At 32.8% G+C, this 16,621-nt stretch carries 18 protein-coding genes; 8 read left to right on the forward strand and 10 right to left on the reverse strand.

Features of this window, described 5'->3' with window-relative positions:
• Positions 1 to 339 carry a DUF4296 domain-containing protein gene (locus ISP73_02315; protein MBL6657419.1) on the forward strand — a complete coding sequence of 113 codons (339 nt, stop codon included), beginning with the start codon at positions 1 to 3 and terminating at the stop codon, positions 337 to 339.
• Here the strand turns inward: ISP73_02315 and ISP73_02320 are convergent.
• Entirely contained in the window at positions 329 to 1,339 is a 1,011-nt protein-coding gene (locus ISP73_02320; protein ID MBL6657420.1) for an NAD-dependent epimerase/dehydratase family protein, read from the reverse strand. The two genes, ISP73_02315 and ISP73_02320, sit on opposite strands and share 11 nt — an antisense overlap.
• Positions 1,340 to 1,412: 73 nt before the next feature.
• Between ISP73_02320 and ISP73_02325 the strand changes: the two genes are divergently transcribed.
• Entirely contained in the window at positions 1,413 to 2,681 is a 1,269-nt protein-coding gene (locus ISP73_02325) for a tyrosine--tRNA ligase (protein MBL6657421.1), read from the forward strand.
• Here the strand turns inward: ISP73_02325 and ISP73_02330 are convergent.
• The 7 genes from ISP73_02330 to ISP73_02360 form a co-directional block, all read right to left on the reverse strand.
• Positions 2,678 to 3,088, reverse strand: a complete 411-nt coding sequence (locus ISP73_02330; protein ID MBL6657422.1) for a hypothetical protein — start codon at positions 3,086 to 3,088, stop codon at positions 2,678 to 2,680. The two genes, ISP73_02325 and ISP73_02330, sit on opposite strands and share 4 nt — an antisense overlap.
• A gap of 28 nt (positions 3,089 to 3,116) precedes the next feature.
• Positions 3,117 to 3,617, reverse strand: coding sequence for a GNAT family N-acetyltransferase (locus ISP73_02335; protein ID MBL6657423.1), 501 nt, complete (start codon positions 3,615 to 3,617; stop codon positions 3,117 to 3,119).
• A complete protein-coding gene (locus ISP73_02340; GenBank protein MBL6657424.1) occupies positions 3,617 to 4,576 on the reverse strand; it encodes an acyl transferase in 960 nt (319 codons plus the stop codon). The genes ISP73_02335 and ISP73_02340 overlap by 1 nt, the downstream gene beginning before the upstream one ends.
• A gap of 68 nt (positions 4,577 to 4,644) precedes the next feature.
• Entirely contained in the window at positions 4,645 to 5,790 is a 1,146-nt protein-coding gene (locus ISP73_02345; protein ID MBL6657425.1) for a hypothetical protein, read from the reverse strand.
• A 191-nt stretch (positions 5,791 to 5,981) separates the two neighbouring features.
• Positions 5,982 to 8,816, reverse strand: a complete 2,835-nt coding sequence (locus tag ISP73_02350) for a TonB-dependent receptor (protein ID MBL6657426.1) — start codon at positions 8,814 to 8,816, stop codon at positions 5,982 to 5,984.
• Between the two features lie 77 nt (positions 8,817 to 8,893).
• Positions 8,894 to 10,105, reverse strand: a complete 1,212-nt coding sequence (locus tag ISP73_02355) for a hypothetical protein (GenBank protein ID MBL6657427.1) — start codon at positions 10,103 to 10,105, stop codon at positions 8,894 to 8,896.
• A gap of 137 nt (positions 10,106 to 10,242) precedes the next feature.
• On the reverse strand, positions 10,243 to 10,950 hold the full coding sequence (locus ISP73_02360; GenBank protein ID MBL6657428.1) for a hypothetical protein: 708 nt from the start codon (positions 10,948 to 10,950) through the stop codon (positions 10,243 to 10,245).
• A gap of 71 nt (positions 10,951 to 11,021) precedes the next feature.
• Between ISP73_02360 and ISP73_02365 the strand changes: the two genes are divergently transcribed.
• Positions 11,022 to 11,696 carry a response regulator transcription factor gene (locus ISP73_02365; protein ID MBL6657429.1) on the forward strand — a complete coding sequence of 225 codons (675 nt, stop codon included), beginning with the start codon at positions 11,022 to 11,024 and terminating at the stop codon, positions 11,694 to 11,696.
• Positions 11,696 to 12,727 (forward strand): sensor histidine kinase, encoded by a 1,032-nt coding sequence (locus ISP73_02370; GenBank protein ID MBL6657430.1) that lies wholly within the window; start codon positions 11,696 to 11,698, stop codon positions 12,725 to 12,727. The genes ISP73_02365 and ISP73_02370 overlap by 1 nt, the downstream gene beginning before the upstream one ends.
• Positions 12,728 to 12,739: 12 nt before the next feature.
• Here ISP73_02370 and ISP73_02375 read toward each other — a convergent pair whose 3' ends face one another.
• Both ISP73_02375 and ISP73_02380 read right to left on the reverse strand, forming a co-directional pair.
• On the reverse strand, positions 12,740 to 13,066 hold the full coding sequence (locus ISP73_02375) for a hypothetical protein (GenBank protein MBL6657431.1): 327 nt from the start codon (positions 13,064 to 13,066) through the stop codon (positions 12,740 to 12,742).
• Positions 13,067 to 13,084: 18 nt separating this feature from the next.
• Complete coding sequence (locus ISP73_02380) at positions 13,085 to 14,134, reverse strand: glycosyltransferase (GenBank protein MBL6657432.1); 1,050 nt, start codon at positions 14,132 to 14,134, stop codon at positions 13,085 to 13,087.
• Between the two features lie 50 nt (positions 14,135 to 14,184).
• Here ISP73_02380 and trmB point away from each other — a divergent pair, with 50 nt between their 5' ends.
• Genes trmB through ISP73_02400 form a run of 4 tightly spaced genes read left to right on the forward strand, consistent with a single transcriptional unit; the run spans position 14,185 to position 16,621 of the window.
• Positions 14,185 to 14,850 (forward strand): tRNA (guanosine(46)-N7)-methyltransferase TrmB, encoded by a 666-nt coding sequence (gene trmB / locus ISP73_02385; GenBank protein ID MBL6657433.1) that lies wholly within the window; start codon positions 14,185 to 14,187, stop codon positions 14,848 to 14,850.
• A 14-nt stretch (positions 14,851 to 14,864) separates the two neighbouring features.
• Complete coding sequence (locus tag ISP73_02390) at positions 14,865 to 15,191, forward strand: MGMT family protein (GenBank protein ID MBL6657434.1); 327 nt, start codon at positions 14,865 to 14,867, stop codon at positions 15,189 to 15,191.
• 43 nt (positions 15,192 to 15,234) lie between these two features.
• Positions 15,235 to 16,359 carry an Mrp/NBP35 family ATP-binding protein gene (locus ISP73_02395; protein ID MBL6657435.1) on the forward strand — a complete coding sequence of 375 codons (1,125 nt, stop codon included), beginning with the start codon at positions 15,235 to 15,237 and terminating at the stop codon, positions 16,357 to 16,359.
• Between the two features lies 1 nt (position 16,360).
• Positions 16,361 to 16,621 carry a NifU family protein gene (locus ISP73_02400; protein MBL6657436.1) on the forward strand — a complete coding sequence of 87 codons (261 nt, stop codon included), beginning with the start codon at positions 16,361 to 16,363 and terminating at the stop codon, positions 16,619 to 16,621.

Raw genomic sequence — 16,621 nt, forward strand, 5'->3', positions numbered from 1 at the left:
ATGAAATATTTTTTATTCGCATCATTATTATTGTTTGCATTTTGCACAAACAAAGAGCAAAGTACTCAAGTTTCAATCAGTACAGAGGACATGAAAGAAATTCTAAAAGAAAGGCAATTGCTCATATCAACACTTAATACGTATCAATATGATGGCGTGATTTCGGATGAAAAAATAGACTCTATACTGTCCTCTACATATTTAAAGCAGGGCTATACGGAAGAAGAATTCCAGTCCAGCTGGAAGTATTACCTTAAGGATGGCAAGGATGAATTGTATGATATTTATGGAAATATTTTACAAGATTTTGAGCTAATGCTGGAAGAGTCTAGGAACTAGTTTTTTCCGATAAAAACCATGTGCTATATTTCTTAATGCTTTGTCTTATTGGAATAAATTTGTAAGAGAGAGTTTTGCTAATCTTTGCGTTAGAATAACTGCTATTTACCATAGATTTATTAGCAGTTTCCTTAGTGATTAAGGGGGACTTTCGTGTGACTAAAGATTTAACCCACTCTAATCGCCAAGCTAATTCCTTTATAAAAGGGGTGACTTTTATATGTGGTTTTGGTCGGTTCAAACTTTCAGCAATCCATTCGAAAACTTGACTATACGCTAAGTTTTCTGAGTTTAAGATAAAGCGTTCATTTACAATTTCACTTTCAGAAAGTTGAATGATTACATTGGCTACATCAATAACATCTACATAGCCAGTGCTTCCAGTCGTAAAATACTTCAAACCATCCCATACTTTTTCGAAAAGCTGAGAGCTTCCTTTCGACCAATCGCCAGGGCCTAAAATTACTGATGGGTTTACAATAACGGCGTCAAGCCCTTCTTGTGTGCCTCGCCAAACTTCTTGTTCTGAGAGGTATTTACTAACGGAATAAGCCGTATTGTGAGGATTAGGCTTCCAGTAATTATCTTCTGTTTTTTCAATATCTGAATCCGAATTTCCTAGTGCTGCTATTGAGCTAACATAGGCTAATTTGGACACATTAAATTTTATAGATGTATTGACAATATTAGCTGTTCCTTCAACATTGAACTGCATCATTTTCTCAATATCTTTTGAGTCGAACGACACCAGTGCAGCACAATGAATAACAGTGTCACAGCCTTCAATGGCATTTTGAAGCGACAAAATATCTAATAAGTCACCATCTACCCATTCAATTTTCTGCAATAATTCGCTTTGATTGTAGTAGTTAAATATTTTTTCAACGATTGAGAAAGAGCTTGTTTTGCGTTTTAAAGCTCGAACGCTCTTGCCTTCTTGAGTTAATTTTAGGAGAATATGTGCTCCAACTAATCCTGTTCCACCTGTAATAAAAATCATCTTCAACAAAGGTAGAGAAAAAATAGTCCTAAAATTTCACATTATTTATATTTGCTCAAATAATTATACATCAATGAACTTTGTAGAGGAATTAAAATGGAGAGGTATGATACACGATATCATGCCTGGAACTGAGGAGCAATTACAAAAAGAAGTTACTACAGCTTATATAGGTTTTGACCCTACAGCTGATTCTTTACACATTGGTTCATTGGTGCAAATAATGATATTAGTTCACCTTCAGCGTTGTGGACATAAGCCCATTGCTTTAATGGGCGGAGCCACTGGTATGGTTGGTGATCCTTCTGGAAAATCTAAAGAAAGAAATATGATTTCCGAAGAAGTTTTACAGCACAACTTACAAAGTGTTCAGAAGCAAATGGAACGGTTTTTAAATTTCGATTGCGGCGATACTTCGGCAGAGATTGTCAATAATTACGATTGGTTTAAGGACTTTAGTTTCTTAGATTTTATTCGAGAAGCAGGAAAACATATTTCCATCAATTATATGATGGCGAAAGACTCTGTTAAATCTAGGTTAGAAACAGGTATGAGTTTTACGGAGTTTAGCTACCAATTGGTTCAAGGCTATGATTTTTATTGGTTGTTTAAGAACAAAAATTGTAGGATACAATTAGGCGGTTCTGATCAATGGGGAAATATTACAACTGGAACAGAATTCATAAGAAGAAAGGATGGCGGTGAGGCTTTTGCTGTTACTACGCCATTGATTAAAAAAGCCGACGGCGGAAAATTTGGAAAGACAGAAGAAGGAAATGTTTGGTTAGATAAGCGACTCACTTCTCCTTATAAGTTTTATCAGTTTTGGTTAAACTCTTCTGATGAGGATGTTAAAAATTACATTCGTATTTTTACTCTTCTAACGAAAGAGGAGATTGAAAAATTAGAGGCTCAGCATGAGGAAGCACCACATATGAGAATACTGCAAAAGACCTTAGCTGAGGACATTACTATTCGCGTACATTCTAAAGAAGATTTAGATGCTGCTATCAAAGCTTCAAATATTTTATTTGGAAAATCTACTTCAGAAGATTTACTGTCATTGGATGAAGATACTTTTCTTTCCGTTTTTGAAGGAGTGCCACAGTTTTCTATTAGTAAAGATGATTTGAGTTCGGATATCTTTGATTTTCTAGCAGAAAAAACTCAGGTGTTTTCTTCAAAAGGCGAGGCAAGACGTATGATTCAGAGTAATGCTGTTAGTATCAATAAAGAAAAAATCACAGCAGAGAAAGTGCTATCTGAAAATGACCTCATTTCCCAAAAATATTTATTGGTACAAAAAGGCAAGAAAAATTATTTCCTTATAACTGTTAACTAGGGTAGTGACGAATGGTGTAGATTAATCTTTATCTCGCCATCTTCAATGATATAACCAAAACTGTATTCTACTTTCGTTTCATCGCCATTTCTGTCGGTGAAGTAATAGTGTCCGACAGCAAATGCTTGTTGGTTTTTGAAGATTATACCCTCATTTTCAAAGCGTACTTTAGTCCAAGGTTTTAGAGCAAAACCATTGTCCTCAGAAATATGTCCACTAATAAAATAAGAGATAATATCTGGATGATTCGTTCTAAAAGCTTGTTCTTTAGCCATAGTAGGCTTCATTAAGATTTCGTTGGCGTACATTTTGCTTACAAACTCTTTTGCCTCTAGTTTATTTTTTCCAATCTGAACTACTCCTTTTCCCCATTCATTTTGGGCTTGTAAAATATCTTCTTTTAACATACCCGCAAGATATTAAATTCTTAATTTTTTAAAGCATTTTTTCGAAGCAGTAGTAAATATCTTTATGAGGCTTAAGATTGATGTGTCCAAGTTGTTTGTAGCCAATCCGTTTGTAAAAGGCGATGGCTTTTGGATTATTGATATAGGTGTCTAAACGCATAGAAATATGTTTGTTTTCTAGAGCTAATTTTTCAGCATATTTCATCATTTGCTTTCCTACACCTTTGTTCCAAACAGAAACTTTAGCACACAGACGGTGAACTACCATGAAGTTGTTTGTTTTGTCTTGCCAATCTATGTCTAGGTATGTAGGGTCTTGTTTGGCATCAATTTTTATACCTGATACAATTTCATCATTAATGATACCCACGTAATAATCTCCAGTTTCTAGGTCTTTTTTTATGACTTCTCTGTTAGGGTAGCTTTCGTCCCATTGATCAATACCTAGTTCTATCATGCCCCTTACACATGAATCATAGACCTCCATAATTTGATTCAGTTCGTTTACTTTGGCTTTTCTGATAATCATTATTGAATAAGTAAGTTACAACCTCTTATGTCTGAAAGTTCGAAACGACCTTTTAGCTCAAAAGAGAGTTCATTAATTGTTTTTCCTAAATCTTGTGTAGCTATAAATGAACAGGAATTGATATTGGCTAAGTCTATGATATTTATGCCTCCAGTTTGTTGGTGATCCAAAATGGTAAAAGGGTCTTGAGTGTCGCGAATGATTACTTTCATCCAAGGTGGTGTTTCAAAAATTCCATTGCTTTTGGAATATGCCTGAGAAAGCAATTCCGTCATGCCATATTCTGAGTGAATAGTGTTCAGCTGAAAAGCTTTTTTAAGAACCTCATGAAGTTCTGATTTTATCATTTCTTTTCGTTGTCCTTTCATTCCTCCAGTCTCCATTACTATGACGTTTTGCAGTTGTTGAGGAAACTGTTCAGCTAAATCTAATAAAGCGTAACTCACACCGATAAGCAAAGTTTTTCCATCAGTTGGCTGAGCTAACAGCTTTGCTAAATCTTCAAGATTATGGAGGTAGAATCCGCTTTCTTGGTGTTGGCTATCCTTTATAAGATGATTGCACATAAAAACTAATGAAGAACCTTCTCGTTCAAGATATGAGGGAAGTAGTGCTAGTATGCGATAGTCTTTTGGCTTACCGTAAAAGTGACTAAACCCTTGCATAAAACTTTCAGTATATATATTGAGGTCAGTGAGGTGGTGTTGGCTTACCTCTTGTCCCGTAGTTCCGCTACTAGTAAATGTTTTTTGAATAGTGTTAGTGTTTGATACAATCGAGTGGCTTTTGAAAAACTCTATGGGTAAGAAAGGAATATCATGAATTGATGTAATGCTATTAATGTCGGTTTTAAGTAAGCTCAAATACCGTTTGTAGGGTTCACAATTATTAGCTTGAAGATGAAATACCTTTAGAGCTTTCTCTTCAAACGATAACTGTTTTTCAAATACCCAATTCATATGGCGAAAATAAAAAAAAGCTCCTCTTATTATGGAGGAGCCAATCAATTAAATAATATATTTTGAATTTAGAATCCTAGCTTTCCAAAGAATTTGCTAATACCTGCGGCAAATTCTTTTGGTATTTCAACTAACATAGAACTGAATGTTAGTTGTTCATTTACGCCGATAGCAATAGCGATGGATATAATTAAACCAATCAAAGCATATGAGAAATCTTTAATTAGTAGCTTGAAAGCCATAGCGGTGCTATTTTCGCCAGAATTACGGATAGCCATAGCTACCTCTCTACCACCTAATAGACCGATAAACACCCATGTTGTACTTATTGGCACTTTGGAGTATATTTTGAAGTAGAATAAAATAATGCAGTATATGAAATCAATAATGGTAGCAAATCGCACATCAGTAACAACTGATTTTTCAGTAACAATTTTTTGAATTCGTCCACCTTTATAGTAGAGTAGTAAACCTAAGCCGATAAATACAATACCAGCAAAACCTGCAAATTGTCCAAAGCTCATGCTTCTTGGGAGGTAAACAGCAATATTTGCGGCATCTTGCATTAGCCATACAGACCATAATGTGCCACTTGTAATCCATTGAGCAATGGTCCATCCAAACTTAGCTTCACCGGTAAATTTCTTTTTAGCCCATTGAGATATAAGCATAAAAATTATGAATCCCATAAAGAAGGCTAGCACATAACCACTCATACTCTTTGCAAGTACTTTACCTACTGCAGCAGGAGCGGCAGCAAATGATGTAAGTAGAATGAATGTTGTAGAAACAGGCATTCTCAATCGAGTAAGAATTAATAAAAATACTGGAGCAGCTATTTGCAGAAAGTGAAAATTAGTTGGACTTTTTTCAAAACCTTTAGCCAAGAGTCGACCATGACTCACATCGCCATCAAAAACAAACCATGAATAACCAACAGTAGCTAGGAAAATACCACCAATAAATATCCAAAGTACCCACCATTTCTTTTCTTGGTTAGACGCGATGAATGTACCCAGTGTTTGAATACTATCATTCGCAACAGCTGCATAGGCAGCAAATACGAAGCCAACCCACATGCCAATTTGAGGGTAAGGAGTAGAAAACATTGCTAAAACAAAAGCAAAAACTACGAAAGTCAGGAATTTTCTTTCGTCTTTATGAATCCACAGGTTAGTGGGGTAACTAGATTTTTTGAAGAAGTTTTTGGGCATTTTATTAGAAATCAACCCATTATGACTGCAACAGAATACACAGTAATCATTATAATTGTATATAGTGCTTTGCTAATATCTATTTTTGAATCCATCTAACTAAATTTAAAAAACAAATATATATTTACTAAATTATGTCAGTAGATGTAGAGTGTTATATAATTGTTAAATTAACATTAAATAAAATTTCGTTAAAAATCATAAGACCACTTAACACTAAAGTATCTTCCAGGATTATATTTTCGAAATGTAGCATTTTCAACACCAAATGATCTTGTACTCATTTCTTTTTCATCATCCAATAAATTTTTAATGCTTATTGAAATTTTTGATTTACTGTTTATTTTTGATGATAATTTAAGGTTTAAACTATTAAATGACTCAGTATAAATATCAGGAATTTTATTCATACTTACGATTGATAATGTTGGCCCTTGAACATTGTAAAAAATACTAGCTTCTGTATTTAAATCTTCAAATTTGTAACTCAATCCAGCGTTTATTAAAAATGGTGCTTGACCCTGCATTTCTCTAACTAGTTCATCTCCAAACCAACTTTTATCTATTTCTTCACCTACTCTTAAGTTATTTTGTCTAGAATTCAATTCTTCATTAATAATTACTACTTCGGATTTAATAATTGAAGAATTTACATTGACATAACAATTATTCAGAAATGAAAATTTGGCTCGAGCTTCAAATTCAAGTCCAAAAATTTTCGACTCTGCTGTATTTCTTGGTTGAATATTATCTGGGTCAGAAGAAAAAGATGTCATTTCTATTGGATTGTCTATTCCTTTATAAAATCCGCTTATCGAAATCGTTTGATTATTTTTTCCAAAATATTCATATCTGACATCAAAGTTATGTATATCAGAAGAGATTAAATCTATATTTCCGATATAAGTTATTCCAGAAAGCACATCTAATATTTGCGCATTTGATTTTTCTTTGAAAGATGGTCGAGCAGTTGTTTTAAAAATAGTTCCTCTTAAGTTTGAGGATTTATTTAATGTATAAATAACGCCTAAAGATGGAAAGAAATCAAAATTTGATAAAACATTCTCATTATTATATTCAACTCCTGATTGATTTACACCAGTGTAAAATTGATCATATTTTTCAATTCTTAAACCAGCTATTGATTTCAGGTTTTCACTTAACTGAAACTCTTCAGAAAAATATGCAGCTAAATTTGACTTAATCCCTGAGTACTTGTTAGAAGGTTGATATTCTCCTTTTATATAAAATCCTGATTCAGTTGATATGTCATATAACTGAGTCGTGAGTAATTCATTTGGATCGCCGGTTAAACCTGAAGCAGCAGTGACGTTTTGAGGTGTGATTAAATAACGTAAAATTTCATAATCACGAAATTTAAAAGTATAGTTAAATCCAAATTTCATTTTTGCATCAAAGTTGAAAATTTCATGATTTTTGATGATACCAATTTTAGAAGCAACATTATATTCGTTAAGATTTCTCCACATTCTTGATGGAGTCCCTGCATTAGAAACATCTATAGTATAATTGCCGTCATTTATTTCATATGCAGTTTCACGAATATCTTTGTCTCTAATTTTAGAATATGTTGGTGAAACTTTCCATATAAGTTTAATATCTCCATTTTTATAATTATGATTGCCTTCAATTAAAATATTTGAAAGGGATCTTTCTGTATATTCTAAATTTTCTTTTTTTATGGAATTAAAATTACTTTCATAATTATTTTCAACGAAAAATCCAGATTTTGACTCGCCATTTTGAAGATGTAAAAGATTCAATTTTATTTTTGAATTATATGTCTTTACAGCAGCTCCTGCCATCGCACTAACTAACACTTCAGTTTTTCCAATATCACCTATTTGTTCTTTATTTAACACTAAATTATTCTGAGTATTATCATCGTTTTTCTCAAATTCGTTTTGTTCAACATCTTCAAAAAAACTTGAGCTTTTCTTGTAAGATAAAGCTCCAATATAGCCCAATCTTAAATCACCAATATCTTTTTGGTTGCCACCAGAAATACCAAAGCTGCCATCAATTAAATTATTCATTCTTTTTGTGGCTAATTCACTATTAAAACTCTTTGTTGCATTAATTACAAATTCTGTGTCTGACAATCTAATATCTACAATATTATCTAGAAGTGTTGGGCTTATTGGCAGATCTCTATCTCCATTATCAAATCCTAAGATGTCGGTATTGCTTCCATTGTATGATAAAAAATTATTATTTGAATTAAATGGGTTATAATGGATTTTATTATTGTAGCTTAATCCAAATGATAAGTTGAGTTTTGAAGTTTCTGGGAATGCTTTTGTATTTAAGTTCACGACACCACCAGTAAAATCAGCATGTAGATCAGATGTAAATGTTTTTTTGACAATTATATTGTCAATTATACTTGTTGGAAAAATATCTAGTTGGATAGAGTTTCTATCCGGGTCTAGTCCAGGAATATCTAATTCATTTAGTGTTGTTTTTGTATACCTGTCCCCCAGGCCTCTAACATATACATATTTACCTCCCTGGACCGAAACACCTGGGACTCTCTTAACTGCTACTGCTGCATCACTGTCACCAATTTTTTTAAAGTTTTCAGATGAAATACCATCAATAACATTTACAGATTTTTTTTTGATTGTTAAAATTGCAGCTTCAGAACTCTTGATTGCTTCAGCTGATACAACTACTGTTTCGACATTAATTGCTGAATTTTTTAGTCTTATTGATCCTAAAAATGTCACATCACCCTCTACAACTTTAACATTCGAAATGGTGGTAGAATTATAGCCAATAAATGAAACAACTAAATTATAATTTCCCGGAGCAATTGAAATTTCAAAGTTACCATCAAAATCGGACGACGACCCATTAGTTGTTCCTTCTATACCAGCGCTTGCAGCGAACATAGGCTCTCCAGTTTCATCATCTATAATCAAACCTCTAATAGTTCCATTTTGAGCAAAAAGAGATTGAATAAGAACTGTAAATGAAAATAATAATATTTTTTTTAAAATCATGATATAAAAAATCTCACCAAATCTATTAAAGATTTGGTGAGATATAAAAAGTTAAATGTTAAAATATTAACAAGTTTTTAATACGTTCCAGCAGTCCAACCTGTAAATTGAGACTTATCTGCACCACCCGAATTACCTAGAGTAGCATTAAAATTAGTATTGTTGCCAGTTTGATCATCACAAATGTCTTCTGGAGTTAATTTACAAGCATTATCAGATCCATCTGTAGCTGGTAAATGTGATACATCAAATACTAAGCCAGAGAATGTAAGATTTGCAGTTGAGCTTCCACCATCAATTTCAAAATCTGAACCGCAAGAAAAGTTGTAAAATAAAACATTACTCATTGAACCCATTGCTTCTTTTCTAAAATCAGCATATTCTCCGTTAATTGTTTCATCATTATAACCCATCATAGTTGCTCCATTAATAGTAAATAAACCGTCCCATGCTCCTTCTGGGCCATCTATTTCGAAAGCATGATCAGATTCTGAATCAGCTATACCTACAATGTTTGTTATTGTTCCATTGTAAGATTGATCAATATCAATTGCGTCATCTCCTTGGCTATGTACTGCTAGGTGTGAGGCGTTTACACTGCCACCAAAGAATTCAATACCATCATCGACATTTGCAACAACTTCAACGTGATGAATTTCTGTTCCTGTTCCTACACCACCCAGTGTCAATCCATTAATTTCATTACCTTCTCCTAGTAGCGTTCCACCATGACGAATTTGAACATATTTAAATACACCAGAATTATCTGCATCATTAGTTCCACCGTATAATCCATTTGTATCGTCTGCAGGAATTCCTTCAATTTGAACCGCTTCAGCATCTGCTGAAATACCAGCATTACCTAATATAATCACACCGCCCCATAATCCTTTATATGAAGGATCAAGATTAGCAAATCCAGGATATGATGAATGATCGTTAGTTATTTCATCAGCTGAAGAAGTGAATATAATAGGTTGAGCAGCTGTTCCATTAGCAAATACTTTACCACCTCTTGCAACAATAAATGCACAAGCATTAGCTTCTTGTCCAGCATTTGCTTTAATAACAGTTCCTGCTTCAATTGTAAGTTCAACACCACTTGGAACCACAACACGTCCGTCCAATGTGTAAACATTGTCAGATGTCCAAGTTGTATTTTCTGTAATTACACCAGAGTATGTAGTTGTTACAGTAGGCTCTGGTGGAGTTGTACTATCGCTTCCTCCGCATGCAACTAAGACAGATAGAGCAAGAATTGATAAAAAGTTTAAATAGTTCTTTTTCATTTTTTTTTGATTAGGTTAAAAATTTTTATGCAAACAAATACATTTTAAATTAACATAGCGTTTACTGAATATTATATAAAAAACAACTATACATTAAGTGAATGTTAAAATAAATTGTTAGCAGCCAAAAGATTTAACTATTCAATAATAAATGATCTTGATGAAGGGTTGAATGGAGTTTTTATTATTTCACCATTGGCGTCCAAAAGCTCAAGTTTAACTGATATTTCACCTTTTTCTAATCCATTAATTAAATATGGACGCCATTCATATAAAATAAACTCTTGATTTTGAATTGTTGCTCTAACTTTATTGCCATTTTTTGAAATACTAGTATTCACTAGATAAAAGTCTAATAAAATCTCTTTTGAATCTTCTAATTTATAGATTCCCTTAGGTCTACTGTAAAACAGAAATTCATTATTTAAGTCGTATTGATCTCCAGTTTGGGTTAAAATAAATGCATTTTCATTTTTAACAGACTCGTGATATGATCTTGATAAAAAAGCAAGAATTACATTATTGTTTGAGTCTAATTTATGTTCAAAACTTGCTGAATACTTAGCAAAATATGGATCGTTATTTAATATCAGGTGAATATGTTGACCTTTTTTAGAATTAGCTAATTTAAATGCATTTTCATTATCTGTCTGAATTCCTAATCCAAAATTTTGAATATCAAAATTAAAACTATAATTGTTATCCTCTTTTTTTGTTAATTCTATTAAATTTAATTTAGCTTCTTCTAATCTGTCTGATTTTTCAAGTTTTGTTAATGATATTTGAGATTGATTTGAGCATGATATCAACAAAAAGAATATGTAAAAATATTTTATAACCTTCATTTTTTTTTGTAAAATTAATTATTTAGATGTAATATCTTTATATTTATTATAAATTTGAAAATTATTTATATATGAAACCAAAAGTTTTAGTTGTTGATGATGAAGATGATATTCTTGAATTTATTAGCTATAATCTTGTCAAAGAAGGATTTGAGGTTAAATTGGCAAACAACGGAATTGAAGCTATTGAAATAGCAAAAAAGTTCCTTCCAGACTTAATTATCTTAGATGTTATGATGCCAGACATGGATGGCATTACTACATGTCATAGAATTAAATCTATTAAAGATCTTTCTGAAACAATTATTACTTTTCTTTCTGCCAGATCAGAAGACTACACTCAAATAGCTGGACTTGATTCCGGAGCGGACGACTATATTACAAAGCCAATTCGACCCCGCCTATTAATAAGTCGTGTAAATGCTTTGCTAAGAAGAAAATCAGAATTTAATAATCAAAATCAAATAGTTAATATTGGAGACCTTTCTTTAGACTCTGAAAAATTTATTTTAAAATACAAAAATAATCTAGTTGACATTACAAAAAAAGAGTTTGCACTTTATGAATTACTTCTGTCAAAGCCCGGGAAGGTTTTTAAAAGACAAGAAATATTAGAAAAAGTATGGGGTAATGATATAATAATTGGAGATAGAACGATTGATGTTCACATAAGAAAAATTAGATCCAAAACTAATCCAAATTATATTAAAACAATTAAAGGGGTAGGGTATAAATTTGAATGCTAATGATAAAATTTAATAATCCAAAAACAATTTCATTTTATTCATCACTTTTATTAGCGATTTTAACATCATTACTATTTTTATTAATTACTTACGCTAGAGGAAATTTCGACCTTACGAATCCTATAATAATTTTTTTATTGGTTTTAGGTTTATGCTACTTTACTAATAATTTAATATTAACCAATTTCATAAGTGAAAAAGTAAAAGTCATATATAAAACCATTCTTAGTCAAAAAGGAATTTCTGAAAAAATTGAGACAGATTTAGAAAAAGTAAATAATGATGTTTTTATTTTTTTGAATCGTAATAAATCTGAATTAGATGAATTAAAAAAAATGGAAACCTTCAGAAGAGAATTCATTGGAAATATATCTCATGAACTAAAAACTCCTGTTTTTAATATGCAGGGTTTTATCCATACTCTTATAGATGGCGCTATATATGATGATAATGTAAATATTAAATATCTAGATCGTGCTTCAAAGTCAATAGATAGAATGATAACTATGCTAAATGATTTAGATGTAATCACAAGTATTGAGTCTAATAATTATAGCATTGATTTTTCTGATTGGAACCTTAATTTATTAATTGAAGAAATAATTGGACAACTCGAGATTAAAACCAAATCAAAAAATATTTCAATTAGCTTAGATTATGAAAATAAGTCGCAAACACTAGTTCACGCTGATAGAGACTTAATTCATCATGTAATTACAAATTTACTCGTCAACTCAATTAATTATGGTAATCTTAATGGCAAAACAGAAGTTAGATTGTTTGATATGGGAGATAGTATCTTAATTGAAGTTGCTGATAACGGTATTGGTATTTCTCAAAAACATTTACCACGCTTATTCGAGCGTTTTTACAGAGTTGATAAATCGAGATCAAGGAAAGATGGTGGAAGTGGATTGGGGTTATCTATAGTAAAACATATTATAGAAAGTCATGGACAAACAATAAACGTGAGAAGTACAGAAGGTGTTGGGACAACATTTGGCTTTACTCTAAAAAAAAGTGAAATATAAATAAGTTTAAAATTATTTATCCATTTGATCGTCTCTAGGAACTTTTATTTCAATTTTTGCTTTAGGATGTCTTTGTGACATAAACTGTGCAATTTTTTTAGTCATTTCATCATACACTGCAGAATATTGTATTAAACTAACCTCTAAAATAAAATTTCCAGCAGAGTATTCGTATTCCATTGGACCCATTTTAGCAACAGCATTGTTGTTATAAAAAACTTCGTTAGCTTTAACCGTAAATTTTTCATATTCATCAGTAGGCAGGTATGTAAAAGAATTACATGAGGCAACCAATAGTACAATAACAAGCAGACTTAAATATTTGTAAAAATGTTTCATTCTGCTAATTTAGAAATATTATTTAAAGATATCAAAAATATTTTTCCAATCAGGGTTAAAATTTGTATATACAAATCCATTAAATTCTGAACTTCTATTTAGAGCATTTTTTAAATTAAATTCTTTTTGATGCATAGCAAAAGCAATATTTTTATCGTAAAAGTATTTGGCTAAATAAAGCTGTTCTGTTTGCCCTGGAGTTGGCACAAAAATGGCTTTTTTATGCAGTTTGGCAATATCCATTACTGTAGAATAACCAGAGCGGCTAATAACAAGATTGGCATTAACCATAGCTTGATTGAGTTCAGTTGATTTTAGATGACTAACTATTTTTAAATTGTCAATACTTTCCTCTAAATCCTCTTCAGTTTTTCCCAATACCAAAATTGCTTTTTTCTTAGAGCTAAGAAGTTGTTTTCTGAGAATTTTTTCAAAAATACTTCGCTGAGGTTCTGGGCCAGAAATCACTGCTAGAATATCCAAATCTTCAGTTTTTTCCATAGGCTCAAAACGCGATAAACTACCCACAAAATGGCAGTTGACTTGCGGTAAATTGGAGCATGTTAAATCTCCACTTAGTAAATGTTCCTCGGAATCGGGAATCCAACAAGCATCGAAATTCTCAATATATCTGAAGTTGATGTTTTGAATAAAACTTGAAAAAATAGGGGATTGAATATTCAACTGATGCGTAATAAATACGCAGGGCACTTTTCTGGAGTACATACCAAAGCGGTTATCTGAAATTACGCCATCAATATTATAATCCTCAATGATTTGGGTTAAAGCTTTTTTCTCTTTGCGAATCCCTTTCCAAATTTTCAAGCTTTGGCGAATCATACTCCAAGCCATGTTTCCATTTTTTGGGTACAGGATGTTATAGCTTTCTACTTTTATGAAATCTCTATTCGGAAACTCACTCATAAGTAAGTCTAGCGGACGACCACTAGCCGCAAAAACAACTTCAAAGCCTTCCACTTCTAAAGCTCGTGCAATGGGAATACACCGACTTGCGTGTCCCAATCCCCAATCCAAAGGGGCTATCAGTATTCTTTTTTTAGAATTCACGCTTCGAAAGTACTTAAAAATTGAGCTATTATTGCATAAAATTTTTAGCGTTGGCAAAGAATAAACTCCGTAAATTTTCACAAATGGCAGAATACTCAAATGTATTTCAGCCTACTTTTGAAGAATTAAAGACTGGCTTTAAGAACAAAGGACAGTGGAAGAAAGATGTTTTTAAAAATGACAATCCACTCATTGTGGAGTTGGGTTGTGGCAAGGGAGAGTATTCGGTGGGCTTGGCAAAGAAATATCCTAACAAAAACTTTTTAGGTGTGGATGTAAAAGGAGCACGGATGTGGAAAGGCGCCACCGATGCTAATGAAGAAAATATATCCAACGTTGCGTTTTTACGAACTCGCATAGAGTTTATAGAATACTGTTTTGCGAATAATGAAGTGGACGAGATTTGGATAACTTTTCCTGACCCGCAGATAAAAAAGAAAAGAGCTAAAAATAGACTCACTCATCCGGTTTTTTTAGAACGGTACTCTAGAATTTTAAAAAAAGACGGTTTGATACACCTCAAAACAGATTCTCAATTTTTACACGGTTACACTTTGGGGATTATTGAAGGTAATCAACGTGTTTTAGAAGATGCCGAGCACGATATCTACAACGCTCAACTTCAACGTCCAGATATGAGTATCAAAACACACTACGAGAACTTATTTTTAGATAAAGATATGCCCATAACTTATCTGAGGTTTAGACTTCAATAACACGTTTACTAAGCATGCCAGAGAAGTCATTTTTTCAGAAAGTATATGAGGTTGCAGCTCAAATTCCTGAAGGAAAAGTAAGTACTTATGGTGCAATTGCAAAATACATAAGTAGTGCAAATGCCTCGAGAATGGTGGGTTGGGCATTGAATAAAGCCGATACGCTTGAAGTTCCGGCACATCGTGTGGTTAACCGAATAGGAATGTTGAGCGGAAAGTATCATTTTGATGGAGTTACCCTAATGCAACAATTGTTGGAAAATGAGGGAGTGAGAGTTATTGATAATCAAGTTCAAGATTTAGAAAATGTGTTTTGGGACCCTAGTAAAGAATTGATTTGAATTAGTTTATTTAAAAAGGCAATTGCGTATCTTTGCACCTACAATGAAGATAACAAAAGATCAGATATTAAAAGCCTTAGCTAGTTTTACTTTACCCAATGGCGGTAAAGATTTAGTTTCAGCAAAAGCCGTACGTAACATTCAAATCTTTGGCACGGAAGTATTACTCGATATAGAAATCAATAATCCAACACTTCAATACAAAAAGAAGGTTGAGGTAGATTGCATAAAAGCCATTCATGATTTTGTTTATGAAAAAGCAGACGTAAAGGTGAATTTAATCATCAAAGCACCTGAAAAACAAGCTAACATTATTCGAGGAAATGAAATCCCTGGTGTCAAAAATATAATTGCCATAGCTTCAGGAAAAGGTGGAGTAGGAAAGTCTACCGTCTCTGCAAATTTAGCTGTAGCACTAGCCGATAAAGGATACAAAGTTGGCCTAGTAGACGCCGATATTTATGGACCTTCAATGCCAATAATGTTCGATGTAGTTAACGCAAAACCACAAGGGAAAGAGGTAGGTGGCAAGCGAAAAATATTACCTGTTGAAAGCTATGGAGTGAAGCTGTTATCCATTGGTTTTTTTGCAAATACTGATCAAGCAGTTGTATGGAGAGGAGCCATGGCATCGAAAGCTTTGAATCAAATGTTGTGGGATACTGATTGGGGCGATTTGGATTTTATGTTAATCGATTTACCACCAGGAACAGGAGATATTCACTTGTCTTTAGTGCAGTCGATACCAGTAGGTGCCGCCATTGTAGTAAGTACGCCTCAGAATATAGCCTTAGCAGATGCTCGTAAAGGTGTGGCAATGTTTCAAATGGACTCTATTAATGTGCCTGTTTTGGGCTTAGTTGAAAACATGTCTTACTTTTCACCAGAAGAATTGCCAAATAATAAATATTATATATTTGGGAAAGAAGGCGCAAAGGCTTTATCCGAGCGATTGAATTTACCGCTACTAGCAGAAATACCACTTGTCCAGAGTATTAGAGAAGCGGCAGACATAGGTCGTCCAGCAGTTTTACAAGGTGCTACTCCAGCCGCAATGGCGTATATGGATTTGGCCGATAAAACAGTTGTAGAAATGAATAAAAGAAATGCTTTAGAGCCTACTAAAAAAGTAGAAATAACAAATATGAACGGTTGTTCAACAAAATAAGATGGGGATAATTACAGATTCAGCAATAATTGATAAGATTGAAGAGGCTTTAGCACAAGTGCGTCCTTTTCTCGAATCAGATGGTGGAGACATTAGACTAATTGAAGTTACTGATGATTATGTAGTAAAAGTTAAACTTCTAGGCGCGTGTAGCGATTGTCATGTTAGTATGATGACGCTAAAAGCAGGCGTTGAACAAACCATCAAAAAGGAATTGCCAGAAGTAAAAGAAGTAGTTGATATTGATAAAATAGACAGTTAA

This window comes from Flavobacteriales bacterium (genome assembly GCA_016779935.1).
Lineage (GTDB): Bacteria > Bacteroidota > Bacteroidia > Flavobacteriales > UBA7312.